23 protein-coding genes and 1 pseudogene are annotated in these 18,786 nt (G+C 72.3%); 3 read left to right on the plus strand and 21 right to left on the minus strand.

Annotated elements, in window-relative coordinates:
• Nucleotides 1–58 precede the first annotated feature (58 nt).
• Together MTF65_RS28315 and MTF65_RS28320 are read left to right on the plus strand one after the other, a co-directional pair.
• Nucleotides 59–1,225, plus strand: a complete 1,167-nt coding sequence (locus tag MTF65_RS28315) for a CaiB/BaiF CoA-transferase family protein (protein ID WP_243631826.1) — start codon at nucleotides 59–61, stop codon at nucleotides 1,223–1,225.
• Nucleotides 1,222–2,037, plus strand: coding sequence for a CoA ester lyase (locus MTF65_RS28320; RefSeq protein WP_243631827.1), 816 nt, complete (start codon nucleotides 1,222–1,224; stop codon nucleotides 2,035–2,037). The genes MTF65_RS28315 and MTF65_RS28320 overlap by 4 nt, the downstream gene beginning before the upstream one ends.
• A 275-nt stretch (nucleotides 2,038–2,312) precedes the next feature.
• On the opposite strand, the gene lgt is transcribed toward MTF65_RS28320, so the two are convergent.
• The 11 genes and pseudogenes from lgt to hisI all read right to left on the minus strand — a co-directional run bounded on the left by lgt (nucleotide 2,313) and on the right by hisI (nucleotide 11,551).
• A complete protein-coding gene (gene lgt / locus MTF65_RS28325) occupies nucleotides 2,313–3,392 on the minus strand; it encodes a prolipoprotein diacylglyceryl transferase (protein ID WP_243631828.1) in 1,080 nt (359 codons plus the stop codon).
• A 249-nt stretch (nucleotides 3,393–3,641) separates the two neighbouring features.
• Nucleotides 3,642–4,433 (minus strand): annotated as a pseudogene (locus MTF65_RS28330) (DsbA family protein); the annotation flags it as partial.
• A gap of 95 nt (nucleotides 4,434–4,528) precedes the next feature.
• Nucleotides 4,529–5,359 carry a tryptophan synthase subunit alpha gene (gene trpA / locus MTF65_RS28335; RefSeq protein ID WP_243631830.1) on the minus strand — a complete coding sequence of 277 codons (831 nt, stop codon included), beginning with the start codon at nucleotides 5,357–5,359 and terminating at the stop codon, nucleotides 4,529–4,531.
• Entirely contained in the window at nucleotides 5,356–6,606 is a 1,251-nt protein-coding gene (gene trpB, locus MTF65_RS28340; RefSeq protein ID WP_243631831.1) for a tryptophan synthase subunit beta, read from the minus strand. The genes trpA and trpB overlap by 4 nt, the downstream gene beginning before the upstream one ends.
• Nucleotides 6,607–6,805: 199 nt before the next feature.
• On the minus strand, nucleotides 6,806–7,015 hold the full coding sequence (gene trpM / locus MTF65_RS28345; protein ID WP_243631832.1) for a tryptophan biosynthesis modulator TrpM: 210 nt from the start codon (nucleotides 7,013–7,015) through the stop codon (nucleotides 6,806–6,808).
• Nucleotides 7,016–7,023: 8 nt separating this feature from the next.
• A complete protein-coding gene (trpC, locus tag MTF65_RS28350; protein WP_243631833.1) occupies nucleotides 7,024–7,833 on the minus strand; it encodes an indole-3-glycerol phosphate synthase TrpC in 810 nt (269 codons plus the stop codon).
• A 173-nt stretch (nucleotides 7,834–8,006) separates the two neighbouring features.
• Entirely contained in the window at nucleotides 8,007–8,483 is a 477-nt protein-coding gene (locus tag MTF65_RS28355; protein WP_243631834.1) for a DUF2752 domain-containing protein, read from the minus strand.
• Nucleotides 8,484–8,558: 75 nt separating this feature from the next.
• The gene (locus MTF65_RS28360) at nucleotides 8,559–8,810 is read right to left on the minus strand and encodes an HGxxPAAW family protein (protein WP_243631835.1); all 252 of its coding nucleotides are present in this window, start codon (nucleotides 8,808–8,810) and stop codon (nucleotides 8,559–8,561) included.
• A 135-nt stretch (nucleotides 8,811–8,945) separates the two neighbouring features.
• The gene (locus MTF65_RS28365) at nucleotides 8,946–9,665 is read right to left on the minus strand and encodes a TIGR02234 family membrane protein (protein ID WP_374207314.1); all 720 of its coding nucleotides are present in this window, start codon (nucleotides 9,663–9,665) and stop codon (nucleotides 8,946–8,948) included.
• A 14-nt stretch (nucleotides 9,666–9,679) separates the two neighbouring features.
• Entirely contained in the window at nucleotides 9,680–11,170 is a 1,491-nt protein-coding gene (locus tag MTF65_RS28370; RefSeq protein ID WP_243631837.1) for an anthranilate synthase component I, read from the minus strand.
• Nucleotides 11,171–11,185: 15 nt separating this feature from the next.
• Nucleotides 11,186–11,551, minus strand: a complete 366-nt coding sequence (gene hisI, locus MTF65_RS28375) for a phosphoribosyl-AMP cyclohydrolase (RefSeq protein WP_243631838.1) — start codon at nucleotides 11,549–11,551, stop codon at nucleotides 11,186–11,188.
• An 84-nt stretch (nucleotides 11,552–11,635) separates the two neighbouring features.
• On the opposite strand from hisI, the gene MTF65_RS28380 reads away from it, so the two are divergent.
• A complete protein-coding gene (locus MTF65_RS28380) occupies nucleotides 11,636–12,268 on the plus strand; it encodes a TIGR03085 family metal-binding protein (protein WP_243631839.1) in 633 nt (210 codons plus the stop codon).
• 60 nt (nucleotides 12,269–12,328) lie between these two features.
• Here the strand turns inward: MTF65_RS28380 and MTF65_RS28385 are convergent, their stop codons facing one another.
• From MTF65_RS28385 to hisD, 10 genes are all read right to left on the minus strand, one after another.
• Nucleotides 12,329–12,739: a PIN domain-containing protein gene (locus MTF65_RS28385; protein WP_243631840.1), complete on the minus strand. Its 411-nt coding sequence runs from the start codon at nucleotides 12,737–12,739 to the stop codon at nucleotides 12,329–12,331.
• Nucleotides 12,736–12,954: a type II toxin-antitoxin system VapB family antitoxin gene (locus MTF65_RS28390; protein WP_243631841.1), complete on the minus strand. Its 219-nt coding sequence runs from the start codon at nucleotides 12,952–12,954 to the stop codon at nucleotides 12,736–12,738. The genes MTF65_RS28385 and MTF65_RS28390 overlap by 4 nt, the downstream gene beginning before the upstream one ends.
• Nucleotides 12,955–13,023: 69 nt before the next feature.
• Nucleotides 13,024–13,779, minus strand: coding sequence for an imidazole glycerol phosphate synthase subunit HisF (gene hisF / locus MTF65_RS28395; RefSeq protein ID WP_243631842.1), 756 nt, complete (start codon nucleotides 13,777–13,779; stop codon nucleotides 13,024–13,026).
• Nucleotides 13,776–14,165 (minus strand): RidA family protein, encoded by a 390-nt coding sequence (locus MTF65_RS28400; protein WP_243631843.1) that lies wholly within the window; start codon nucleotides 14,163–14,165, stop codon nucleotides 13,776–13,778. Before MTF65_RS28400 ends, hisF begins: the two co-directional genes overlap by 4 nt.
• Nucleotides 14,162–14,890, minus strand: a complete 729-nt coding sequence (gene priA / locus MTF65_RS28405; RefSeq protein ID WP_243631844.1) for a bifunctional 1-(5-phosphoribosyl)-5-((5-phosphoribosylamino)methylideneamino)imidazole-4-carboxamide isomerase/phosphoribosylanthranilate isomerase PriA — start codon at nucleotides 14,888–14,890, stop codon at nucleotides 14,162–14,164. Before priA ends, MTF65_RS28400 begins: the two co-directional genes overlap by 4 nt.
• Nucleotides 14,890–15,540, minus strand: a complete 651-nt coding sequence (gene hisH / locus MTF65_RS28410) for an imidazole glycerol phosphate synthase subunit HisH (protein WP_243631845.1) — start codon at nucleotides 15,538–15,540, stop codon at nucleotides 14,890–14,892. The genes priA and hisH overlap by 1 nt, the downstream gene beginning before the upstream one ends.
• Complete coding sequence (locus MTF65_RS28415; protein ID WP_243631846.1) at nucleotides 15,537–15,704, minus strand: hypothetical protein; 168 nt, start codon at nucleotides 15,702–15,704, stop codon at nucleotides 15,537–15,539. The genes hisH and MTF65_RS28415 overlap by 4 nt, the downstream gene beginning before the upstream one ends.
• A gap of 2 nt (nucleotides 15,705–15,706) precedes the next feature.
• Entirely contained in the window at nucleotides 15,707–16,300 is a 594-nt protein-coding gene (gene hisB, locus MTF65_RS28420) for an imidazoleglycerol-phosphate dehydratase HisB (protein WP_243631847.1), read from the minus strand.
• Complete coding sequence (locus MTF65_RS28425) at nucleotides 16,297–17,403, minus strand: histidinol-phosphate transaminase (RefSeq protein WP_243631848.1); 1,107 nt, start codon at nucleotides 17,401–17,403, stop codon at nucleotides 16,297–16,299. The genes hisB and MTF65_RS28425 overlap by 4 nt, the downstream gene beginning before the upstream one ends.
• Nucleotides 17,400–18,749: a histidinol dehydrogenase gene (gene hisD, locus MTF65_RS28430; RefSeq protein ID WP_243631849.1), complete on the minus strand. Its 1,350-nt coding sequence runs from the start codon at nucleotides 18,747–18,749 to the stop codon at nucleotides 17,400–17,402. The genes MTF65_RS28425 and hisD overlap by 4 nt, the downstream gene beginning before the upstream one ends.
• Nucleotides 18,750–18,786: the final 37 nt, after the last annotated feature.

Genomic DNA, 18,786 nt, shown 5'->3' on the forward strand with positions numbered 1-18,786 from the left:
GCCCCGGCCCGGTCCCACCCCGGCCGACGCGCGGCCAGGGCAAGGGCCCCTGCGAGGGATGCGCGTGCTCGACCTCGCGACGCTGTTCGCGGGGCCTCTCGCCGCCACCCTCCTGGGAGACTTCGGCGCCGAGGTGGTCAAGGTCGAGCACCCCGGCCGCCCCGACCCCTCGCGCGGGCACGGCCCCGCCAAGGACGGCATCGGCCTGTGGTGGAAACTGCTCGGCCGCAACAAGCGGACGATGACGCTGGACCTGTCCACCCCCGGCGGACGGGACACCCTGCTGCGGCTGGCCGCCACCGCCGACGTGGTCATCGAGAACTTCCGCCCCGGCACCCTGGAGAAGTGGGGACTGGGCTGGCCCGAGCTGTCCGCCGCCAACCCGCGCCTGGTCCTGGCCCGCGTCACGGCGTTCGGCCAGCAGGGCCCGTACTCCCAGCGCCCCGGATTCGGCACCCTGGCCGAGGCGATGAGCGGATTCGCCGCGATCACCGGGGAGCCGGACGGGCCTCCGACCCTGCCGCCCTTCGGGCTCGCGGACTCGATCGCCGCGCTGACCACCGCGTACGCCGTGATGACGGCGCTCGCCGGACGCGATCGCACCGGGCACGGGCAGGTCGTCGACCTGGCCATCATCGAGCCGATCCTGACCGTGCTCGGCCCGCACCCGCTCTGGTACGACCAGCTCGGCTACGTCCAGCCCCGCACCGGCAACCGGTCCACCAACAACGCCCCCCGCAACACCTACCGCAGCGCGGACGGGCGCTGGCTGGCGGTCTCCGCCTCCGCCCAGTCCATCGCGGAGCGCGTGATGCGCCTGGTCGGCCGGCCCGAACTGATCGCCGAGCCGTGGTTCGCGGACGGCTCCGGCCGGGCCGCCCACGCGCGTCTGCTCGACGAGGCGGTCGGCGGCTGGATCGCCCGCCACAAGGCCGAGGAGGTGGTCGCCGCGTTCGAGGACGCCCAGGCGGCGGTCGCCCAGGTCTACGACGTACGGGACGTGATGACCGATCCGCAGTTCGCCGCCCTGGACACGGTCACCGAGGTGGACGACCCGGAACTCGGCCCGATCCGCATGCAGAACGTCCTCTTCCGGCTGTCCGGGACCCCCGGCGCGATCCGCTGGGCCGGCCGCCCGCACGGTGCGGACACCGACGCCGTCCTGACCGAACTCGGCCTGACCCGGTCCGAGATCGCCGCGCTCCGCACCGAGGGAGCCCTGTGATCCTCACCTGGCTGTACGTACCCGGCGACCGCCCCGAGGTGGTGGCCAAGGCCCTGCGCTCGGGGGCCGACGCCGTGATCGTGGACCTGGAGGACGCGGTATCGGCCTCCCGCAAGGAGTACGCCCGCACCGCCACCGCCGAACTGCTCGCCGAGCGCCCGCCGGTCCCCGTCCACGTCCGCGTCAACGCCCTGGGCTCGCCCTGGGCCGGCGCCGACCTCACCGCCCTGGCCACGCTGCACGGCCTCGCGGGGCTGCGGCTGCCCAAGATCAGCGCCCCCGAGCAGATCTCCCACGTCGCCGAACGGACCGGCGGGGTGGCCCTGTACGTCCTGCTGGAGTCCGCGCTGGGCGTGGAGCGCGCCTACGAGATCGCCCGCGCGCACCCGGCCCTGCGCGGGCTGTCCCTCGGCGAGGCGGATCTCCGGGCCGACCTGGGCGTCACGGCCGAGGCGGGGCTGGACTGGCCGCGCTCCCGGATCGTGGTCGCGGCCCGCGCGGCCGGCCTGGCTCCGCCGGCGCAGTCCGTGTTCCCGGACATCCGGGACCTGGAGGGGCTGGCCGTGTCCTGCGCCCGGGGCCGCTCCCTCGGGTTCCTGGGCCGGGCGGCGATCCACCCGCGCCAGCTCCCGGTGATCGAGCGGACCTACCTGCCCGCGCCTGAGGAGGTGACGGCCGCCGAGGAGATCCTCAGTGCCGCCCGGGCCACCCCGGGCGCGCTGGCCCTGCCGGACGGCCGCTTCGTGGACCCCGCCGTGGTGGCCGCCGCCCACCGCACCCTCGCCCTGGCCGCGCGGACGGCCACGCGCTGACCGCCCGACCCCGTCAGCGCTTGCCGCGCGGACAGCCACCCGATGACCGCCCGACCGCGGCAGCGCTTGCCGCGCGGATAGCCACCCGATGACCGCCCGACCGCCGTCAGGTGCGGCGCCGCATCCCGGGGCTCCGCCCCGGACCCCGCGCCTCAAACGCCGGCGGGCTGGAATCACCGCTACGGCGGCCCAGCAGAGAGGCTCAAACGCCGGCGGGGCTGGGGGTGCCGAAGGGGGCGCCGTGCGGTGCGCGGCGCCCCCTTCGGATCGTACGGTCAGCGGTTCCCGGCCTCCGGGGCCTCGCCCTCGGGCTGGGCGGTCGGCGCGTCCTTCGTCAGGACGGTCGCCTTCGCCTCGGCCGCGTCAGCGGGAACGGCATCGGCGGTGTCCGAGGGCTTGCCCTCGGACTTGGCGCCGGTGGCCCCGGCCTCGCCCCCCTCCGGCTTCGCCGCGTCAGCGGGAGAGGCGGTGTCCGAGGACTTGTCCTCGGGCTCGTCGTCGCCGTCGGCTGCGGCAGCGTCCTTCCCGCCCGCACCGCCGGAGGCAACCGGCTCCACGACCGCCTCGCGGCCCGGCCGCAGCTTCGCCGACAGGACCAGGTAGACCACCGCCAGCAGGAAGACCACGATCGAGGTCCACACGTTGAGCCGCAGGCCCAGGATGAGGTGGGCCTCGTCGACCCGCATGTACTCGATCCAGACGCGCCCCAGGCAGTACGCGGCCACGTACAGCGCGAAGGCCCGCCCGTGGCCGAGCTTGAACCGCCGGTCCGCCCAGATCACCAGCGCGGCGACGCCGAGGCACCACAGCGACTCGTACAGGAAGGTCGGGTGGTAGGTCCCGGCGAGCCGGTTCGGGCCCTCGCTGATCTTCACCGCCCACGGCAGGTCGGTGGCGCGTCCGTACAGCTCCTGGTTGAACCAGTTGCCCCAGCGCCCGAAGGCCTGGGCGATGGCGATTCCGGGGGCCAGGGCGTCGGCCCAGGCGGGCAGCGGGATGCCGCGCAGTCGGCAGCCGATCCAGGCGCCCACAGCGCCCAGCGCGATCGCGCCCCAGATGCCGAGGCCGCCCTCCCAGATCTTGAAGGCGTCGACCCAGTTGCGGCCCTCGCCGAAGTAGAGCTGGTAATCGGTGATCACGTGGTAGAGGCGACCGCCGACGAGGCCGAACGGCACCGCCCAGACGGCGATGTCGGCGACCGTGCCCGGCTTTCCGCCGCGCGCGATCCACCGCTTGTTGCCGAGCCAGACGGCGACGAAGACGCCGATGATGATGCAGAACGCGTAGCCGCGCAGCGGGATCGGTCCGAGATGGATCACGCCGGTCGACGGACTGGGAATGTAAGCAAGGTCCATGGCAGACCCGACGCTACCTTGCCGGGCGGTGCGGAAGGCAGCCCGCCCGGCAACCCGCCATCAAATCGACACCTGACGTCAGTGGTCCGCGACCCCCCGGGAACCGGTCGCGGAACCCGCCCGGGAGCCCGTCGTCGAGGAGGATTTCGAGCCGGCCGAGGGCGCGGCGGAAGCAGCGGCGGAGGCGGAGTGGGAGGCGGAGGCGGACGGCGAGGCCTTCCCGGTCCCCTTCGGGGCGGCGCCGCCGTTCCCCTTGGCCGCGGCCTCGACCTGCTCCTTGAGCTTCTGCGGGGTCAGCGGATTGGCCTGGTCGGCGAAGATGTCCTTGCCGTTCAGCTGGATCGTCGGGGTTCCCCGGAAGTTCCCGGCCTGGAAGGCCTCGTGGGACTTGGCCACCCAGCTGTTGTGCGTCCCCTCCTCCACGCAGGCGCGGAACTCGGGGGTGTCCAGCCCCTCCACCTTGCCGGCCAGCTCCAGCAGCTTGGCGTTCTTGCCGTAGGCGTCGTCGACTTCCTGCGGCTGGTTCTGGAAGAGCACGTCGTGGTACGCGGGGAACTTGCCGGCGTCCTGCGCGCAGGCGGCCGCGTTCGCGCTCTTCAGGGAGCCGCTGCCGCCCATGTTCCCGTCGATCAAGGTGACCAGGTGGTAGTCGACCTTGAGCAGGCCCTTGGCCTCCAGCTCGTGGACGGTGGCCCGGTAGTTGTCCTCGAAGGCCTTGCAGGCCGGGCAGCGGAAGTCCTCCCACACGGTCAGGGTGGACTTGGCCCCGTCCTTGCCCGTCCGGATCGCCAGCGCGTCCTTGCCGGTGGCCCCGGAGGGGACGACGACGGGGCCCGCCTTGTCGGTGCCGTCCTTGCCGGTGTTGGCCGCGATCAGGCCGACGACGGCCGCCAGGCCCAGTACGCCGACCACCGCCGCCGACACGATGAGGGTCCGCCGGCGCTTGTCCCGGGCCTTCTGCCGCTCGCGCTCCTCCTGGAGTCGCTCGCGGGCCGATCGTTTCGTCGCATCGCGGTTCGCACCGTCGTTCTTCTCGCTCACGTTCGGCCAAACGAAGCGGGGAGGCACTCGCGTGCCTCCCCGCCCCCACTTCCACCCGATCGGGCTACAGAACCCGTACGGAGGTCCGTATCGGGTCAGTTTCTGCGTACGCCTTCCGCGAGCTCGCCCGCCAGCGCCTCGACGGCGGCCAGGCCGGCCGGCAGGTCCGGGGCGTCCAGCAGCAGCTTCACGAACGCCGAGCCGACGATCACACCGTCGGCGAAGCCCGCGACCTCCTTCGCCTGGACGGCGTTGGAGACGCCGAGGCCCACGCAGACCGGGAGCTCACTGGTGGCGCGGGTGCGGCGCACCAGGTCCTGGGCCTGGTTGCCGACCGATTCGCGGGTTCCGGTGACGCCCATGAGGGAGGCGGCGTAGACGAAGCCGGAGCCGGCCGCCGTGATGGTCGCGAGCCGCGCGTCCTGGCTGCTGGGGGCCACGACGAAGACGGTCGCCAGACCGTGCTTGTCGGCGTGCTCACGCCACAGCGCGGACTCCTGGACCGGCAGGTCGGGCAGGATGCAGCCCGCGCCGCCCGCCTCCGCCAGCTCGGTGGCGAACCGCTCGACGCCGTAGCGGTCGATGGGGTTCCAGTACGTCATCACCAGGATCGGGGCCCCGGTCGCCTCGTGCGCCTCGCGGACCGTGCGCAGCACGTCGGCGATCTTGACGCCGCCGCGCAGCGCGATGTCGTCGGCGGTCTGGATGACCGCGCCGTCGAGGACCGGGTCGCTGTGCGGGAGGCCGACCTCGACCACGTCCGCGCCGCCCGCGAGGACGGCCTTGACCGCCTCGATGGCCCCGTCCACGGTCGGGAAGCCGGCCGGGAGGTAGGCGACGAGGGCCGCGCGGTCCTCGGACTTGGCCTTGGCGAGCGTGTCGCTCAGCAGCTGGATGCGGCCCGTCTTTTCGCTGGCCTTACTCACTTCGACTCCCCCTCGGCAGCGCCGTCGTACAGCCCGAAGTAGCGGGCCGCCGTGTCCATGTCCTTGTCGCCGCGGCCGGACAGGTTGACGACGAGCAGGCCGTCCTTGCCCAGCTCCTTGCCCAGGTCGAGCGCACCCGCGAGGGCGTGCGCCGACTCGATGGCCGGGATGATGCCCTCGGTGCGCGAGAGCAGGCGCAGGGCCTGCATCGCCTGGTCGTCGGTGACCGCGCGGTACTCGCCGCGGCCGGTGTCCTTGAGGTACGAGTGCTCCGGGCCGATGCCCGGGTAGTCCAGGCCGGCCGAGATGGAGTACGGCTCGGTGATCTGGCCCTCCTCGTCCTGGAGGACGTACGAGCGGGAGCCGTGCAGGATGCCCGGCTCGCCGGCGGTCAGCGTGGCCGCGTGCTCGCCGGTCTCGACGCCGTGCCCGGCGGGCTCGAAGCCGACCAGGCGGACCTCGGAGTCCGGGATGAAGGCGTGGAAGAGGCCGATGGCGTTGGAGCCGCCGCCGACGCAGGCCGCGACGGCGTCGGGCAGCCGGCCGGCGCGCTCCAGGATCTGGCGTCGGGCCTCGACGCCGATGACCCGGTGGAAGTCGCGGACCATGGCCGGGAAGGGGTGCGGGCCGGCGACGGTGCCGAAGAGGTAGTGGGTCCGGTCCACGTTGGCGACCCAGTCGCGGAACGCCTCGTTGATGGCGTCCTTGAGGGTGCGGGAGCCGGACTTCACGGCGATGACCTCGGCGCCGAGCATGCGCATGCGGGCCACGTTCAGGGCCTGGCGCTGGGTGTCGATCTCGCCCATGTAGATGGTGCAGTCGAGGCCGAACAGGGCGCAGGCGGTGGCGGTGGCCACGCCGTGCTGGCCGGCGCCGGTCTCGGCGATGACGCGGGTCTTGCCCATGCGCTTGGTGAGCAGCGCCTGGCCCAGCACGTTGTTGATCTTGTGCGAGCCGGTGTGGTTGAGGTCCTCGCGCTTGAGGAAGATCCGCGCGCCGCCCGCGTGCTCGGCGAACCGGGGCACCTCGGTGAGGGCGCTGGGCCGGCCCGTGTAGTTGACCATCAGGTCGTTGAGCTCGGCCGCGAAGGCCGGGTCGACCTTGGCCTTCTCGTACTCGACGGCGACCTCGTCCACGGCGGCGACGAGCGCCTCCGGGATGAACTTGCCGCCGAAGTCGCCGAAGTAACCCTCGGCGTTGGGGGTGTGACCCTCCGGGTCCGGAATGAAGAACGAGCTGCTGGACATGCCCAGTACTCCTACGGGTGCGATGGGATGGATGCACCGTATTGCGCCGCCGGTCCGTCGTACGCGCACCCCGCTGGGAGCGGGCGTGCGTACGCAGGGGCGGCCCGCGCCCGGAGCCGGCGGCTCGGGGCGGCGGACCGTACGGGAGCGCCGCGGGGCGCGGTACGTCAGCCGACGTACCGGGCCCGGGCAGCTCTCGTCACAGCGCGTCTGAGGTACGCCATCGCATGCCGTTGACCTGACCGGGCTCGGAGCCGATCACGTACCGGACCCGCCGCCCGTGGACGCGCCGGGCGGGGGCGCGGCAGCCGCGGGGGCGGCAGCCGCGCGCCAGCGGCGCGTGCGCCGTCGGCACGCCGGCCGGGCCGCGGCCCGGTCGGGTGCGGACGGTGGGAGGGTGCGGGGCCATGGGACGGGTCAGCTCCGTCCGTGGCGCAGGGCGGGGTGGGCGCCGGCGGCGACGAGGTCGGCCACGGCCGCCTTCGGGTCGCGGCCGGTGACCAGGGACTCCCCGACGAGGACGGCGTCGGCGCCCTCGTTGGCGTAGGCGATGAGGTCGTGCGGACCGCGGATGCCGGATTCGGCGATCTTGACGATGTGGTCCGGGATCTCGGGGGCGACGCGCTCGAAGGTGGAGCGGTCGACCTTGAGGTCCTTGAGGTTGCGGGCGTTGACGCCGATGATCTTGGCACCGGCGGCGACCGCGCGCTCGACCTCCTCCTCGTCGTGGACCTCGACGAGCGGGGTGAGCCCGATGGACTCGGCCCGCTCGATGAGGGAGACGAGCGCCTCCTGCTCCAGGGCCGCGACGATCAGCAGCACGAGGTCGGCGCCGTAGGCGCGGGCCTCCCAGAGCTGGTACGCCGTGACGATGAAGTCCTTGCGCAGGATCGGGATGTCCACGCGGGCGCGGACGGCCTCCAGGTCGGCCAGCGAGCCGCCGAATCGGCGCTGCTCGGTCAGGACGGAGATGACCGCCGCCCCACCCGCCTCGTAGTCGGCGGCAAGCCCGGCCGGGTCTGCGATGGCGGCCAGCGCGCCCTTGGAGGGGCTGGAGCGCTTGACCTCGCAGATCACCTTGACGCTGTCACCACGCAGAGCGGCGACACCGTCCTTGGCCTGGGGCGCCTTGGCGGCACGCTCCTTGAGCTCGTCGAGGCTCACGCGCGCCTGCCGTTCGGCAAGGTCTTCGCGGACCCCTTCGATGATCTCGTCGAGCACACTCACGCGAGCGGCCCCCTTCCGGGTCGATGACGGTCGGCCGCCTTGCAGACACGTACCACTGCAAGGTCGACATTCAAATGGTATCCGCAGGTCGCTGCGGCCTCCGCACGGACGTGGGGGTTTCCCAATGGCTGGACATTCGGAATCCGGGCTTCATCCCGGTCCCCGTCCGGGCCTCAGGGCGCCAGGGCGGATCCGAAGGGAAGATTCCGGATGACGACGAAAACCAGGGCCACCGCTCCGATGCCCCACCAGTACTGCGGCTTCGGGGTGAGCCGGGGGACGGGCCGGCCGCGGTAGGCGCGAGCGAGCCACAGGGCCATGAACGCGGCGAAGCCGAAGTAGCCCACGACCGCCATGGCATTTGCCCCGAAAGCGGTGGCGAGATCGCCGTGGGCGAACGCGTGGGCGCTGCGCAGTCCGCCGCACCCGGGGCAGAGGATCCCGGTCAGCCGGAACAGCGGGCAGACCGGGTAGTGGCCGGGTTCATTGGGGTCCACGGTGCCCACGTACGCGAAGGCCGCCGCGACCGAGGCCAGGGTCAGCGCCGGGGCGGCCAGCCGCCGGACGGGGCCGGGGGTCCGATCGGTGCGACCGGGGGTGCGATCCGGGGTGCGAAGGGAGGCGTCCACCAGCTGATTCTCTCCGGTCATGACAAAAGGCGCAGCCCGGCGGGGCCGCGCCTTTCGGATGCGCGCATCGGCACTGCGGTGTCCGGATCGTCCGGGTCAGACCTTCGCGGCGGCCTTGTTCGAGGCGATGACCACGGCCAGGTCGTCGTGAGGGTGCTTCGGCATGCCCATGCCCGCAGCGCTCATGGCCATGCCCACGACACCACCGAGTGCGACGACGACGAGGCCGATCCAGAAGCCGATCGGGTTCGCGAGCACCATGAAGGCGCCGGAGACGCAGAAACCGATGAAGGCGATGATGACACCGGTCCAGGCGGCCGGGGTGTGTCCGTGGCTAGTGCCCGCCATGAGTTGCTCCTCGTTGCTCTGTCGCGATGCTGTGCGGAAAGCGCGCGGTCTGTGCCGAACGCTCGGTGTCATTGTCCCGCACCGGGCGGGATCGTCGACCACGGGGGTCGCGGTCGGCGTCACTCACCCGTCCGGTCAGCCGGTGGGGTCCTCGCCGCGGTCCAGAGCCTTCCACAGGTCCTCCGGCCGGTCCGGGTCCACCACGGCCGGCGTGCGCGGCCGGGGGCTGCCGTCACGCTCGTAGCGGCCGCCCATCGCGGGCCAGCCGCTGCCGAAGCGCAGGGCCAGCAGCCCGGCGGCCAGGATCAGGACGGCGCCGGACGCCGTGATGTACGGCCACGTCGTATGGGTCAGTCCCATCACCCGCGCCGCGGTGTCCGCGGTGGTACGGGCGGCCTCGGCGTCCAGTGCCGCCCGGTCGTCCACGGCGGCCAGCGCGGCCAGGGCGGCGCCCAGGCCGCTCAGCGCGAGCAGCGCGGACACCAGCAGGCGGCCCTTGCCCCGTACGGCGAACACGGCGACCAGGGCGGCGAGGCCCACGATGGCCAGGGCCGCCGGGAGCCCGGTGACGGCCCGCCCGTCCGCCGTCAGCGGGAGCGATCCGTCCGCGACGGCGGCGGTGCCCCGGGCCCAGACCCGGCCGGAGGCGAGCAGGACGACGGTGGCGCCGAGCGCGCCGAGCAGCAGGGCCGCGGCCACGCTGCGGCGGCCGGCGCGGTCGGCGCGCTCGGCCCTGGCGGCCTGGTCGGCCCGGTCGGCCTGGCTTCCGGGGGCCTCGGCCTCGGGCCCGGGCGCGTGGTCCGGGTCGGGCGCGGCATCGTTTCGGGGCGGGGGTACGGCACTCACGTACCCCACTATCCCCTACGCCCTCAGGCGCCGTGGAGGCGGTTCGCCGCTCCCACCGCGCGCAGCACGGCGGCCGCCTTGTTGCGGCACTCCGCGTCCTCCAGCTCGGGCACCGAATCGGCGACGACCCCGGCTCCGGCCTGGACGTACGCCGTCCCGTCGCGCAGCAGCGCGGTGCGGATGGCGATGGCCGTGTCGGAGTCCCCGGCGAAGTCCAGATAGCCGACGCAGCCGCCGTACAGGCCGCGGCGGGAGGGCTCCAGCTCCTCGATGATCTGCATGGCGCGCGGCTTGGGCGCGCCGGAGAGGGTGCCGGCCGGGAAGCAGGCGGTGAGGACGTCGAAGGCGGTCTTGCCCTCGGCGACCCGGCCCGTCACGGTCGAGACGATGTGCATGACGTGCGAGTACCGCTCGACGCTCATGAAGTCGACGACCTCGACGCTGCCCGGCGCGCAGACCCGGCCGAGGTCGTTGCGGCCCAGATCGACGAGCATCAGGTGCTCGGCGCGCTCCTTGGGGTCGGCCAGCAGCTCCTCGGCGAGGTCGTGGTCCTCCTGCGGGGTGGCCCCGCGGTGGCGGGTGCCGGCGATCGGGTGGACCATGGCCCGCCCGTCCTCGACCTTGACCAGGGCCTCCGGGCTGGAGCCGACGACGTCGAAGCCGTTCTCGAAGCGGAAGAGGTACATGTACGGGGACGGGTTCGTGGCCCGCAGCACCCGGTAGACGTCCAGCGCGGAGGCGCGGCAGGGGGTCTCGAACCGCTGCGAGGGCACCACCTGGAAGGCCTCGCCGGCCCGGATCCGCTCCTTCACGTCCTCGACGGCGGCCTGGTACTTCTCGCCGCCCCACAGCGCGGAGAAGGCCGGGAGTTCGGAGGCGGGCAGCGGGGTGGGCGCGTAGGGCGCGGGCCGGGCGAGGTCGGCCTCCATCGCGTCGAGGCGGGCGACCGCGTCGGCGTGGGCCTCGTCCACGCCCGTGTCGAGGTCGTTGTGGTTGATGGCGTTCGCGATGAGCTGGACCGTGCCGTCCCAGTGGTCCACGACCGCCAGGTCGGAGGTGAGCAGCATGGTCAGCTCGGGCAGCCGGAGGTCGTCCTCGGTGTGCTCGCCGATGCGCTCCAGGCGGCGCACGATGTCGTAGCCGAGGTAGCCGACCATGCCGCCGGTGAAGGGCGGGGCGCCGGCCGCGAGGTCGCGGGGCGTGTGGAGGGCCTCGACGGTGGCGCGCAGGGCGTCGAGCGGGTCGCCGTCGGTGGGCACGCCCACGGGCGGGGTGCCGATCCAGTGCGCCTGGCCGTCCCGGACGGTCAGGGTGGAGTCGCTGCGCACGCCGATGAAGGAGTAGCGGGACCAGGAGCGGCCGTTCTCGGCGGACTCCAACAGGAAGGTGCCGGGGCGTTCGCCGGCCAGCTTGCGGTAGAGCCCCACCGGGGTGTCCCCGTCGGCCAGCAGTTTGCGGCTGACGGGGATGACGCGGCGGTCGACCGCGAGCTTGCGGAACGTCTCAAGATCCATGGCGTGGGTCCCTACCTAGTCGGCGTCGCTGAGAAGGACATCGGCGTCGAAGCAGGTGCGGGCGCCGGTGTGGCAGGCGGCTCCGACCTGGTCGACCTTGACGAGCACGGTGTCGGCGTCGCAGTCGAGGGCTACGGACTTCACGTGCTGGAAGTGGCCGGATGTATCCCCCTTGACCCAGTACTCCTGGCGGCTGCGCGACCAGTACGTACAGCGACCGGTGGTCAGCGTGCGGTGCAGGGCCTCGTCGTCCATCCAGCCGAGCATGAGCACCTCACCGGTGTCGTACTGCTGGGCGATGGCCGGTACCAGACCGTCCGGGGAGCGCTTGAGGCGGGCGGCGATGGCGGGGTCGAGGGAGGACGTACTCATGGGGGACATTGTGCCGCGAGATGGGACCGGTTCTGGATCTCTGTCCGCCTGATGGGCAGGCGCGGGGCGGGTTCCGGCCGTAGGCTGGCCCGCATGTCTACCCATGCGAAGCGTGAACGCCTGCTGCTGGCGGACCTGTTGGAAGCGGCGGGCCCGGAGGCGCCGACGTTGTGCGCGGGCTGGAGCGCGCGGGAGCTGGCCGCGCACGTGGTCGTCCGGGAGCGTCGCCCGGACGCGGCGGGCGGGCTGCTGCTGAACGTGCTGAAGGCGCGGCTGGACAAGGCGATGGAGGAGTACACGGCCAAGCCGTACGAGGAGCTGATCCAGCTGATCCGGACCGGCCCGCCGAAGATGTCGGTGTACTCGCTGAAGCAGATCGACGAGATCGCGAACGCGGTGGAGTTCTACGTCCACGCCGAGGACGTCCGGCGGGCGCAGCCGGACTGGTCGCCCCGGCAGCTGGACCCGGTGTTCTCGGACTCGCTGTGGTCCCGCCTGGAGAAGCTGGCCCGCCTGACGGGCCGCCGCTCCCCGGTGGGCCTGGTGCTGCGCCGCCCGGACGGCCAGACGGCGGTGGCGCACAAGGGGACCCCGGTGGTGACGGTCACGGGCGAGCCGGGTGAGCTGACGCTGTTCTGCTTCGGCCGCCAGGACGCCGCCGCGGTGGAACTGGACGGCCCGCCGGAGGCGATCGCGAAGCTGACCGTGGCCCAGCTGGGCATCTGACCCCGCGGAGGCCGGCACCCCCCGACGCCGGGGCCCGGCCACCCGCGCCCCGGGCCGTGGTCAGCTCGTCCGCGGTTGGAGCCGGATCATCGGGATGCCCGGGCGCACCTTGCCGATCGAGGTGAAATCGTCGTCCACGTGCAGGACCGTGAGCCGGTGCCGCTGTGCGGTCAGGGCGATGAGGATGTCGATCGGGGACGGGCCCCGGTGATGCCCGATCGCGGCGAGCTCCCGCTGCACGGCGATGATCTGCGGCCACGGGTCATCCAGGGCGGGAACCCAGCCGAAGGTCTGCCCGAGCATGCCGAAGAACGGCTCGAAGTCCCGGTCGGCCCGCAAGCTCGGCATGAGCTCGGACTCCACCGGGGGGCAGATCGCCACCAGCCCCTGGGCCACGTACCCGGGCCAGGGGTCCCCGATCTGTCCCCGCAGCAGCCGCCAGACGGCGGAGGTGTCGGCGAGGTAGCTCACAGGCCGTCGCGCTCCCGCTGCTCCAACACCTCGAAGTCGAGGAAGTCCTCCGCGTTCTCCTGGAGCCAGCGCAGTGCCCGGGCACGGTCGTCGGCGCTGATTCCGGCCGCTATCGTCAGCGCTCTGTTGATCGTGTCCCGCTTGGTGGTCGTGCCGAGCTGCTGCTGGGCGAAGGCGAGCATCCGGTCATCGACGTCGATCACGGTCCTGGCCATGCGGCGCCTCCGGGCATTGATATACAGGTGGGTATCAGTATATCGCCGGAGGTGCCGCCGCACAGGACGTCAGCGGACCGGGTACCCCGCCTCGCGGAGGGTGTTCTTGACCTGGCCGATGCGGAGGTCGCCGAAGTGGAACACCGACGCCGCGAGGACCGCGTCGGCGCCCGCCGCGATCGCCGGGGGGAAGTGCTCCAGCTTGCCGGCGCCGCCCGAGGCGATCACCGGGACCGTGACGTGCTCGCGTACGGCCGCGATCATCTCGGTGTCGTAGCCGTCCTTGGTGCCGTCGGCGTCCATCGAGTTCAGCAGGATTTCCCCGGCGCCCAGTTCGGCCGCCCGGTGTGCCCACTCGACGGCGTCCATGCCGGTGCCCCGGCGGCCGCCGTGCGTGGTGACCTCGAACGAGCCCGAGGCGGTGCGCCGCGCGTCCACCGACAGGACCAGGACCTGGCGGCCGAAGCGCTCCGCGATCTCCTGGATCAGTTCGGGGCGGGCGATGGCGGCCGTGTTGACGCCGACCTTGTCCGCACCCGCCCGCAGCAGCCGGTCCACGTCGTCCGCGGTGCGGACGCCGCCGCCCACGGTCAACGGGATGAAGACCTGCTCGGCGGTGCGCCGCACCACGTCGTACGTGGTCTCGCGGTTCCCGGAGGACGCGGTGATGTCGAGGAAGGTCAGCTCGTCGGCGCCCTCGGCGTCGTACAGCTTGGCCATCTCCACCGGGTCACCCGCGTCGCGCAGGTTCTGGAAGTTGACGCCCTTGACGACCCGGCCGTTGTCCACGTCCAGGCAGGGGATCACCCGTACGGCGAGGGTCATGCCTCGTCTCCCTTGAACGCCTCGACCTCGACCTCGACGACCATGCTGGGGTCGACGAAGCCGGAGACGATGATCATGGATGCGGCGGGGCGGACCGCGTCGAACAGCTCCTTGTGGGCGCGGCCCACCTCGTCCACGTCCCGGGCGTGGGTGAGGTACATCCGGGTGCGGACCACGTGCTCGGGTCCGAGCCCGGCCTGTGCGAGGGCCTTGAAGGCGACGCCGAAGGCCATGATCGCCTGGTCGTACGGGCCTCCGCCGTCGGCCGCGGTGCAGCCGGAGACGAGCACGAGGCCGTTGGGGAGCTGCACGGCGCGGGAGTAGCCGATCACGTCCTCGTACGGGCCGCCCGAGGAGATGCGGCGTACGTCGGAGGAGCTGCTCATGCGGAGACCGCCTTCAGGGCTTCTTCCAAGGTGAACGCCTTGGCGTACAGGGCCTTGCCCACGATCGCGCCCTCGACGCCCAGCGGCACGAGCGCGGAGAGCGCCCGCAGGTCGTCGAGGGAGGAGATGCCGCCGGAGGCGACGACCGGCCGGTCGGTGGCGGCGCAGACGTTCCGCAGCAGCTCCAGGTTGGGGCCGGTCAGCGTGCCGTCCTTGCCGATGTCGGTGACGACGTACCGGGCGCAGCCCTCGGAGTCCAGGCGCGCCAGGGTCTCGTACAGGTCGCCGCCCTCGCTGGTCCAGCCGCGGCCCTTGAGGGTGGTGCCGCGTACGTCGAGACCGACGGCGATCTTGTCGCCGTGCTCGGCGATGGCCTTGGCGGCCCACTCGGGGGTTTCCAGGGCGGCGGTGCCGAGGTTGACGCGGGTGCAGCCGGCGGCGAGGGCCGCGGCGAGCGAGGCGTCGTCGCGGATGCCGCCGGAGAGCTCGACCTTGATGTCCATGGCGCCGGTGATCTCGGCGACCAGGGCGCGGTTGTCGCCGGTGCCGAAGGCGGCGTCCAGGTCGACCAGGTGCAGCCATTCGGCTCCGGCGGCCTGCCAGGCGAGGGCCGCCTCCAGCGGGGAGCCGTAGGAGGTCTCGCTGCCGGACACCCCGTGCACGAGGCGGACGGCCTGTCCGTCGCGGACGTCGACCGCCGGAAGGAGTTCGAGTGTCTTCGCCATCACAGGGTCTCGATCCAGTTGGTGAGGAGCTGGGCTCCGGCGTCGCCGGACTTCTCGGGGTGGAACTGGGTGGCCCACAGGGGCCCGTTCTCCACCGCCGCGACGAAACGCTCGCCGTGGGTGGCCCAGGTGACCTTGGGGGCGCGGATCAGCGGGTTGGTGACCTCCAGGCTCCAGTCCTTCGCCGCGTACGAGTGCACGAAGTAGAACCGGGCGTCGGCGTCCAGGCCCTTGAAGGCCTGGCTGTCGGCCGGGGCCTCGACGGTGTTCCAGCCCATGTGGGGGACGATCGGAGCCTTGAGCGGGCCGACCGTGCCGGGCCACTCGTCCAGACCCTCGGTCTCGACGCCGTGCTCGATGCCGCGCTCGAAGAGGATCTGCATGCCGACGCAGATGCCCATGACCGGACGGCCGCCGGAGAGCCTGCGGCCGATGATCCAGTCGCCGCGGACGTCCTTGAGGCCCCGCATGCAGGCGGAGAAGGCGCCGACACCGGGGACGAGGAGTCCGTCGGCGTCCATGGCCTTGTCGTAGTCGCGGGTGATCTCCACGTCCGCGCCGACGCGCGCGAGGGCGCGCTCGGCGGAGCGGACGTTGCCGAAGCCGTAGTCGAAGACGACGACCGTCTTGGTGGGGCGGGTTGCGCTCATGCCCAGATCCCTTGGATTCGCAGGACTCCGGCGGCGAGGCACATCGCGGAGCCGATGGCGAGCAGGATGACGACCGACAGGGGCATCTTCTGCTTCTGGAACGAGTAGACGCCGCCGGCCAGGAACAGGCCGAGGACGATCAGGATGGTGTTGAGGCCGTTCACGACTAGAGCGCGCCCTTCGTGGAGGGCAGGATTCCGGCGGCGCGCGGGTCGAACTCGGCGGCGTAGCGCAGGGCCCGGGCGAGGGCCTTGAACTGGCACTCCACGATGTGGTGGGCGTTGCGGCCGTACGGGACGTGGATGTGCAGGGCGATCTGGGCCTGCGCGACGAAGGACTCGAAGATGTGCCGGGTCATCGTCGTGTCGTAGGAGCCGATCATCGGCGCCATGTTCTCGGGCTCGGTGTGCACGAGGTAGGGGCGGCCGGACAGGTCCACGGTCACCTGGGCGAGGGACTCGTCGAGCGGGACGGTGCAGTTGCCGAACCGGTAGATGCCCACCTTGTCGCCGAGGGCCTGCTTGAAGGCGGCGCCGAGCGCGAGGGCGGTGTCCTCGATGGTGTGGTGGGTGTCGATGTGCAGGTCGCCGTCGGTCTTGACCGTGAGGTCGAAGAGGCCGTGGCGACCGAGCTGGTCGAGCATGTGGTCGTAGAAGCCGACGCCGGTGGAGACGTCTACCTTGCCGGTGCCGTCGAGGTTTATCTCGACGACGACCGAGGTCTCCTTCGTGGTGCGCTCGACCCGTCCGATGCGGCTCATGCCTGCTGCTCCTTCTTCAGTGCGCGAACCGCTTCCAGGAACGCGTCGTTCTCGGCGGGGGTGCCGGCGGTGACCCGCAGCCGGCCCGGTACGCCGTTGTCCCTGACCAGGACACCCTGGTCGAGGATCTTCTGCCATGCGGTGTGCGCGTCCTCGAACCTGCCGAACTGGATGAAGTTCGCGTCGGACTCGGTGACCTCGTAGCCGATGGCCCGCAGCTCGACGACGAGGCGGTCCCGCTCGGCCTTGAGCTGCTCGACGTAGCCGAGCAGGGTGTCGGTGTGCTCCAGGGCGGCCAGCGCGGTCGCCTGGGTCACGGCCGACAGGTGGTACGGCAGGCGCACCAGCTGGACGGCGTCGACCACGGCGGGGTGCGCGGCCAGGTAGCCCAGGCGCAGGCCGGCGGCGCCGAAGGCCTTGGACATGGTCCGGGAGACCACCAGGTTCGGCCGGCCCTCGATCAGCGGCAGGAGGGAGTCCCGGTGGCTGAACTCGACGTACGCCTCGTCCACGATCACCAGGGACGGCTTGGCCGCCTGCGCGGCCTCGTAGAGGGCGAGGACCGTCTCCGCCTCGACCGCGGTACCCGTGGGGTTGTTGGGCGAGGTGATGAAGACGACGTCCGGCTTGTGCTCGGCGATCGCCCGCTCCGCCGCCTCCACGTCGATGGTGAAATCCTCGTGGCGCGGGCCGGAGATCCAGCCCGTCCCGGTGCCGCGCGAGATCAGCGCGTGCATCGAGTACGAGGGCTCGAACCCGATCGCGGTGCGGCCGGGCCCGCCGAAGGTCTGCAGCAGCTGCTGGATGACCTCGTTGGAGCCGTTGGCGGCCCAGACGTTCTCGCGCCCGACCGGGTGCTTGGCCGTACGGGTGAGGTAGGCGGCGAGCTCGGTGCGCAGCTCGACCGCGTCCCGGTCGGGGTAGCGGTTGAGGGTGCGGGCCGCTTCGGCGACGCGCTCGGCGATCCGCCGCACGAGCGCGTCGGGCAGCTCGTACGGGTTCTCGTTGGTGTTCAGCTGGACGGGCACGTCGAGCTGCGGGGCGCCGTACGGGGTCTTGCCGCGCAGCTCGTCCCGGATGGGGAGGTCGTCGATGCCGGTCATGCCCGCGGAACCTTCCACCCGCTGTGCTTGTCCGGTTCGGCTCCGCCAAAACGCGCCTTGAGGGCCGCGCCGTGCGCCGGCAGGTCCTCGGCCTCGGCGAGCGTCACCACGTGGTGGGTGACCTCGGCGAGGGCGTCGCGCGTGTAGTCGACGATGTGGATGCCGCGCAGGAAGGACTGCACGGACAGGCCGGAGGAGTGGCAGGCGCAGCCGCCGGTGGGCAGCACGTGGTTCGACCCGGCGCAGTAGTCGCCGAGGGAGACCGGGGCCCACGGGCCGACGAAGATCGCGCCGGCGTTGCGCACCCGGGCGGCCCAGGCGGCGGCGTCGGCGGTCTGGATCTCCAGGTGCTCGGCCCCGTACGCGTCGACGACCTTCAGGCCGTCCTCCAGGCTGTCCACCAGCACGATCGCGGACTGCTTGCCCGCGAGCGCCGGCTTGATCCGGTCCTCGACGTGCTTGGTGGCCGCGACCTGCGGCTCCAGCTCCTTCTCGACGGCGTCCGCGAGCTCCGCGGAGTCCGTGACGAGGACGGCGGCGGCCAGCGGGTCGTGCTCGGCCTGGCTGATCAGGTCGGCGGCGACGTGCACCGGGTCGGCCGTGGAGTCCGCGAGGACGGCGATCTCGGTGGGGCCGGCCTCGGTGTCGATGCCGATGCGGCCCGTGAAGTAGCGCTTGGCCGCGGCGACCCAGATGTTGCCGGGGCCGGTCACCATGTTGGCGGGCGCGCACTCGTCAGTCCCGTACGCGAACATCGCGACAGCCTGGGCGCCACCGGCCGCGTACACCTCGTCCACGTCGAGCAGCGCGCACGCGGCGAGGATCGTCGGGTGCGGCAGGCCGCCGAACTCTTTTTGCGGCGGGGAGGCGAGCGCGATCGACTCGACGCCCGCTTCCTGCGCCGGGACGACGTTCATGACGACGGAGGACGGGTACACGGAACGGCCGCCCGGGGCGTACAGCCCCACGCGCTCGACCGGAACCCACTTCTCGGTCACGGTTCCGCCGGGGACCACCTGGGTGGTGTGCTCCGTGCGGCGCTGGTCGCGGTGCACGATCCGGGCGCGCCGGATCGACTCTTCGAGTGCTGCGCGCACGGCCGGGTCGAGCTCGTCCAGAGCGGTCTTGAGCGCCTCGGCGGGCACCCTGACCTGCTCCAGCTTCACTCCGTCGAACTTCTGCGCGTACTCGATCAGCGCCGCCGTGCCACGATGATGGACGTCCTCGCAAATGGGCCGCACCTTCTCCAGGGCGGCTTCCACGTCGAACTCGGCACGGGGCAGCAGATCGCGCAGGGCTCCACCCTCGGGGAGGGTGTCACCGCGCAGGTCGATACGAGAGATCACCTCCCAATTCTCTCAGACCGCCTCGGGCCACCGTTCG

Source organism: Streptomyces sp. APSN-46.1 (genome assembly GCF_022815725.1).
Lineage (GTDB): Bacteria > Actinomycetota > Actinomycetes > Streptomycetales > Streptomycetaceae > Streptomyces.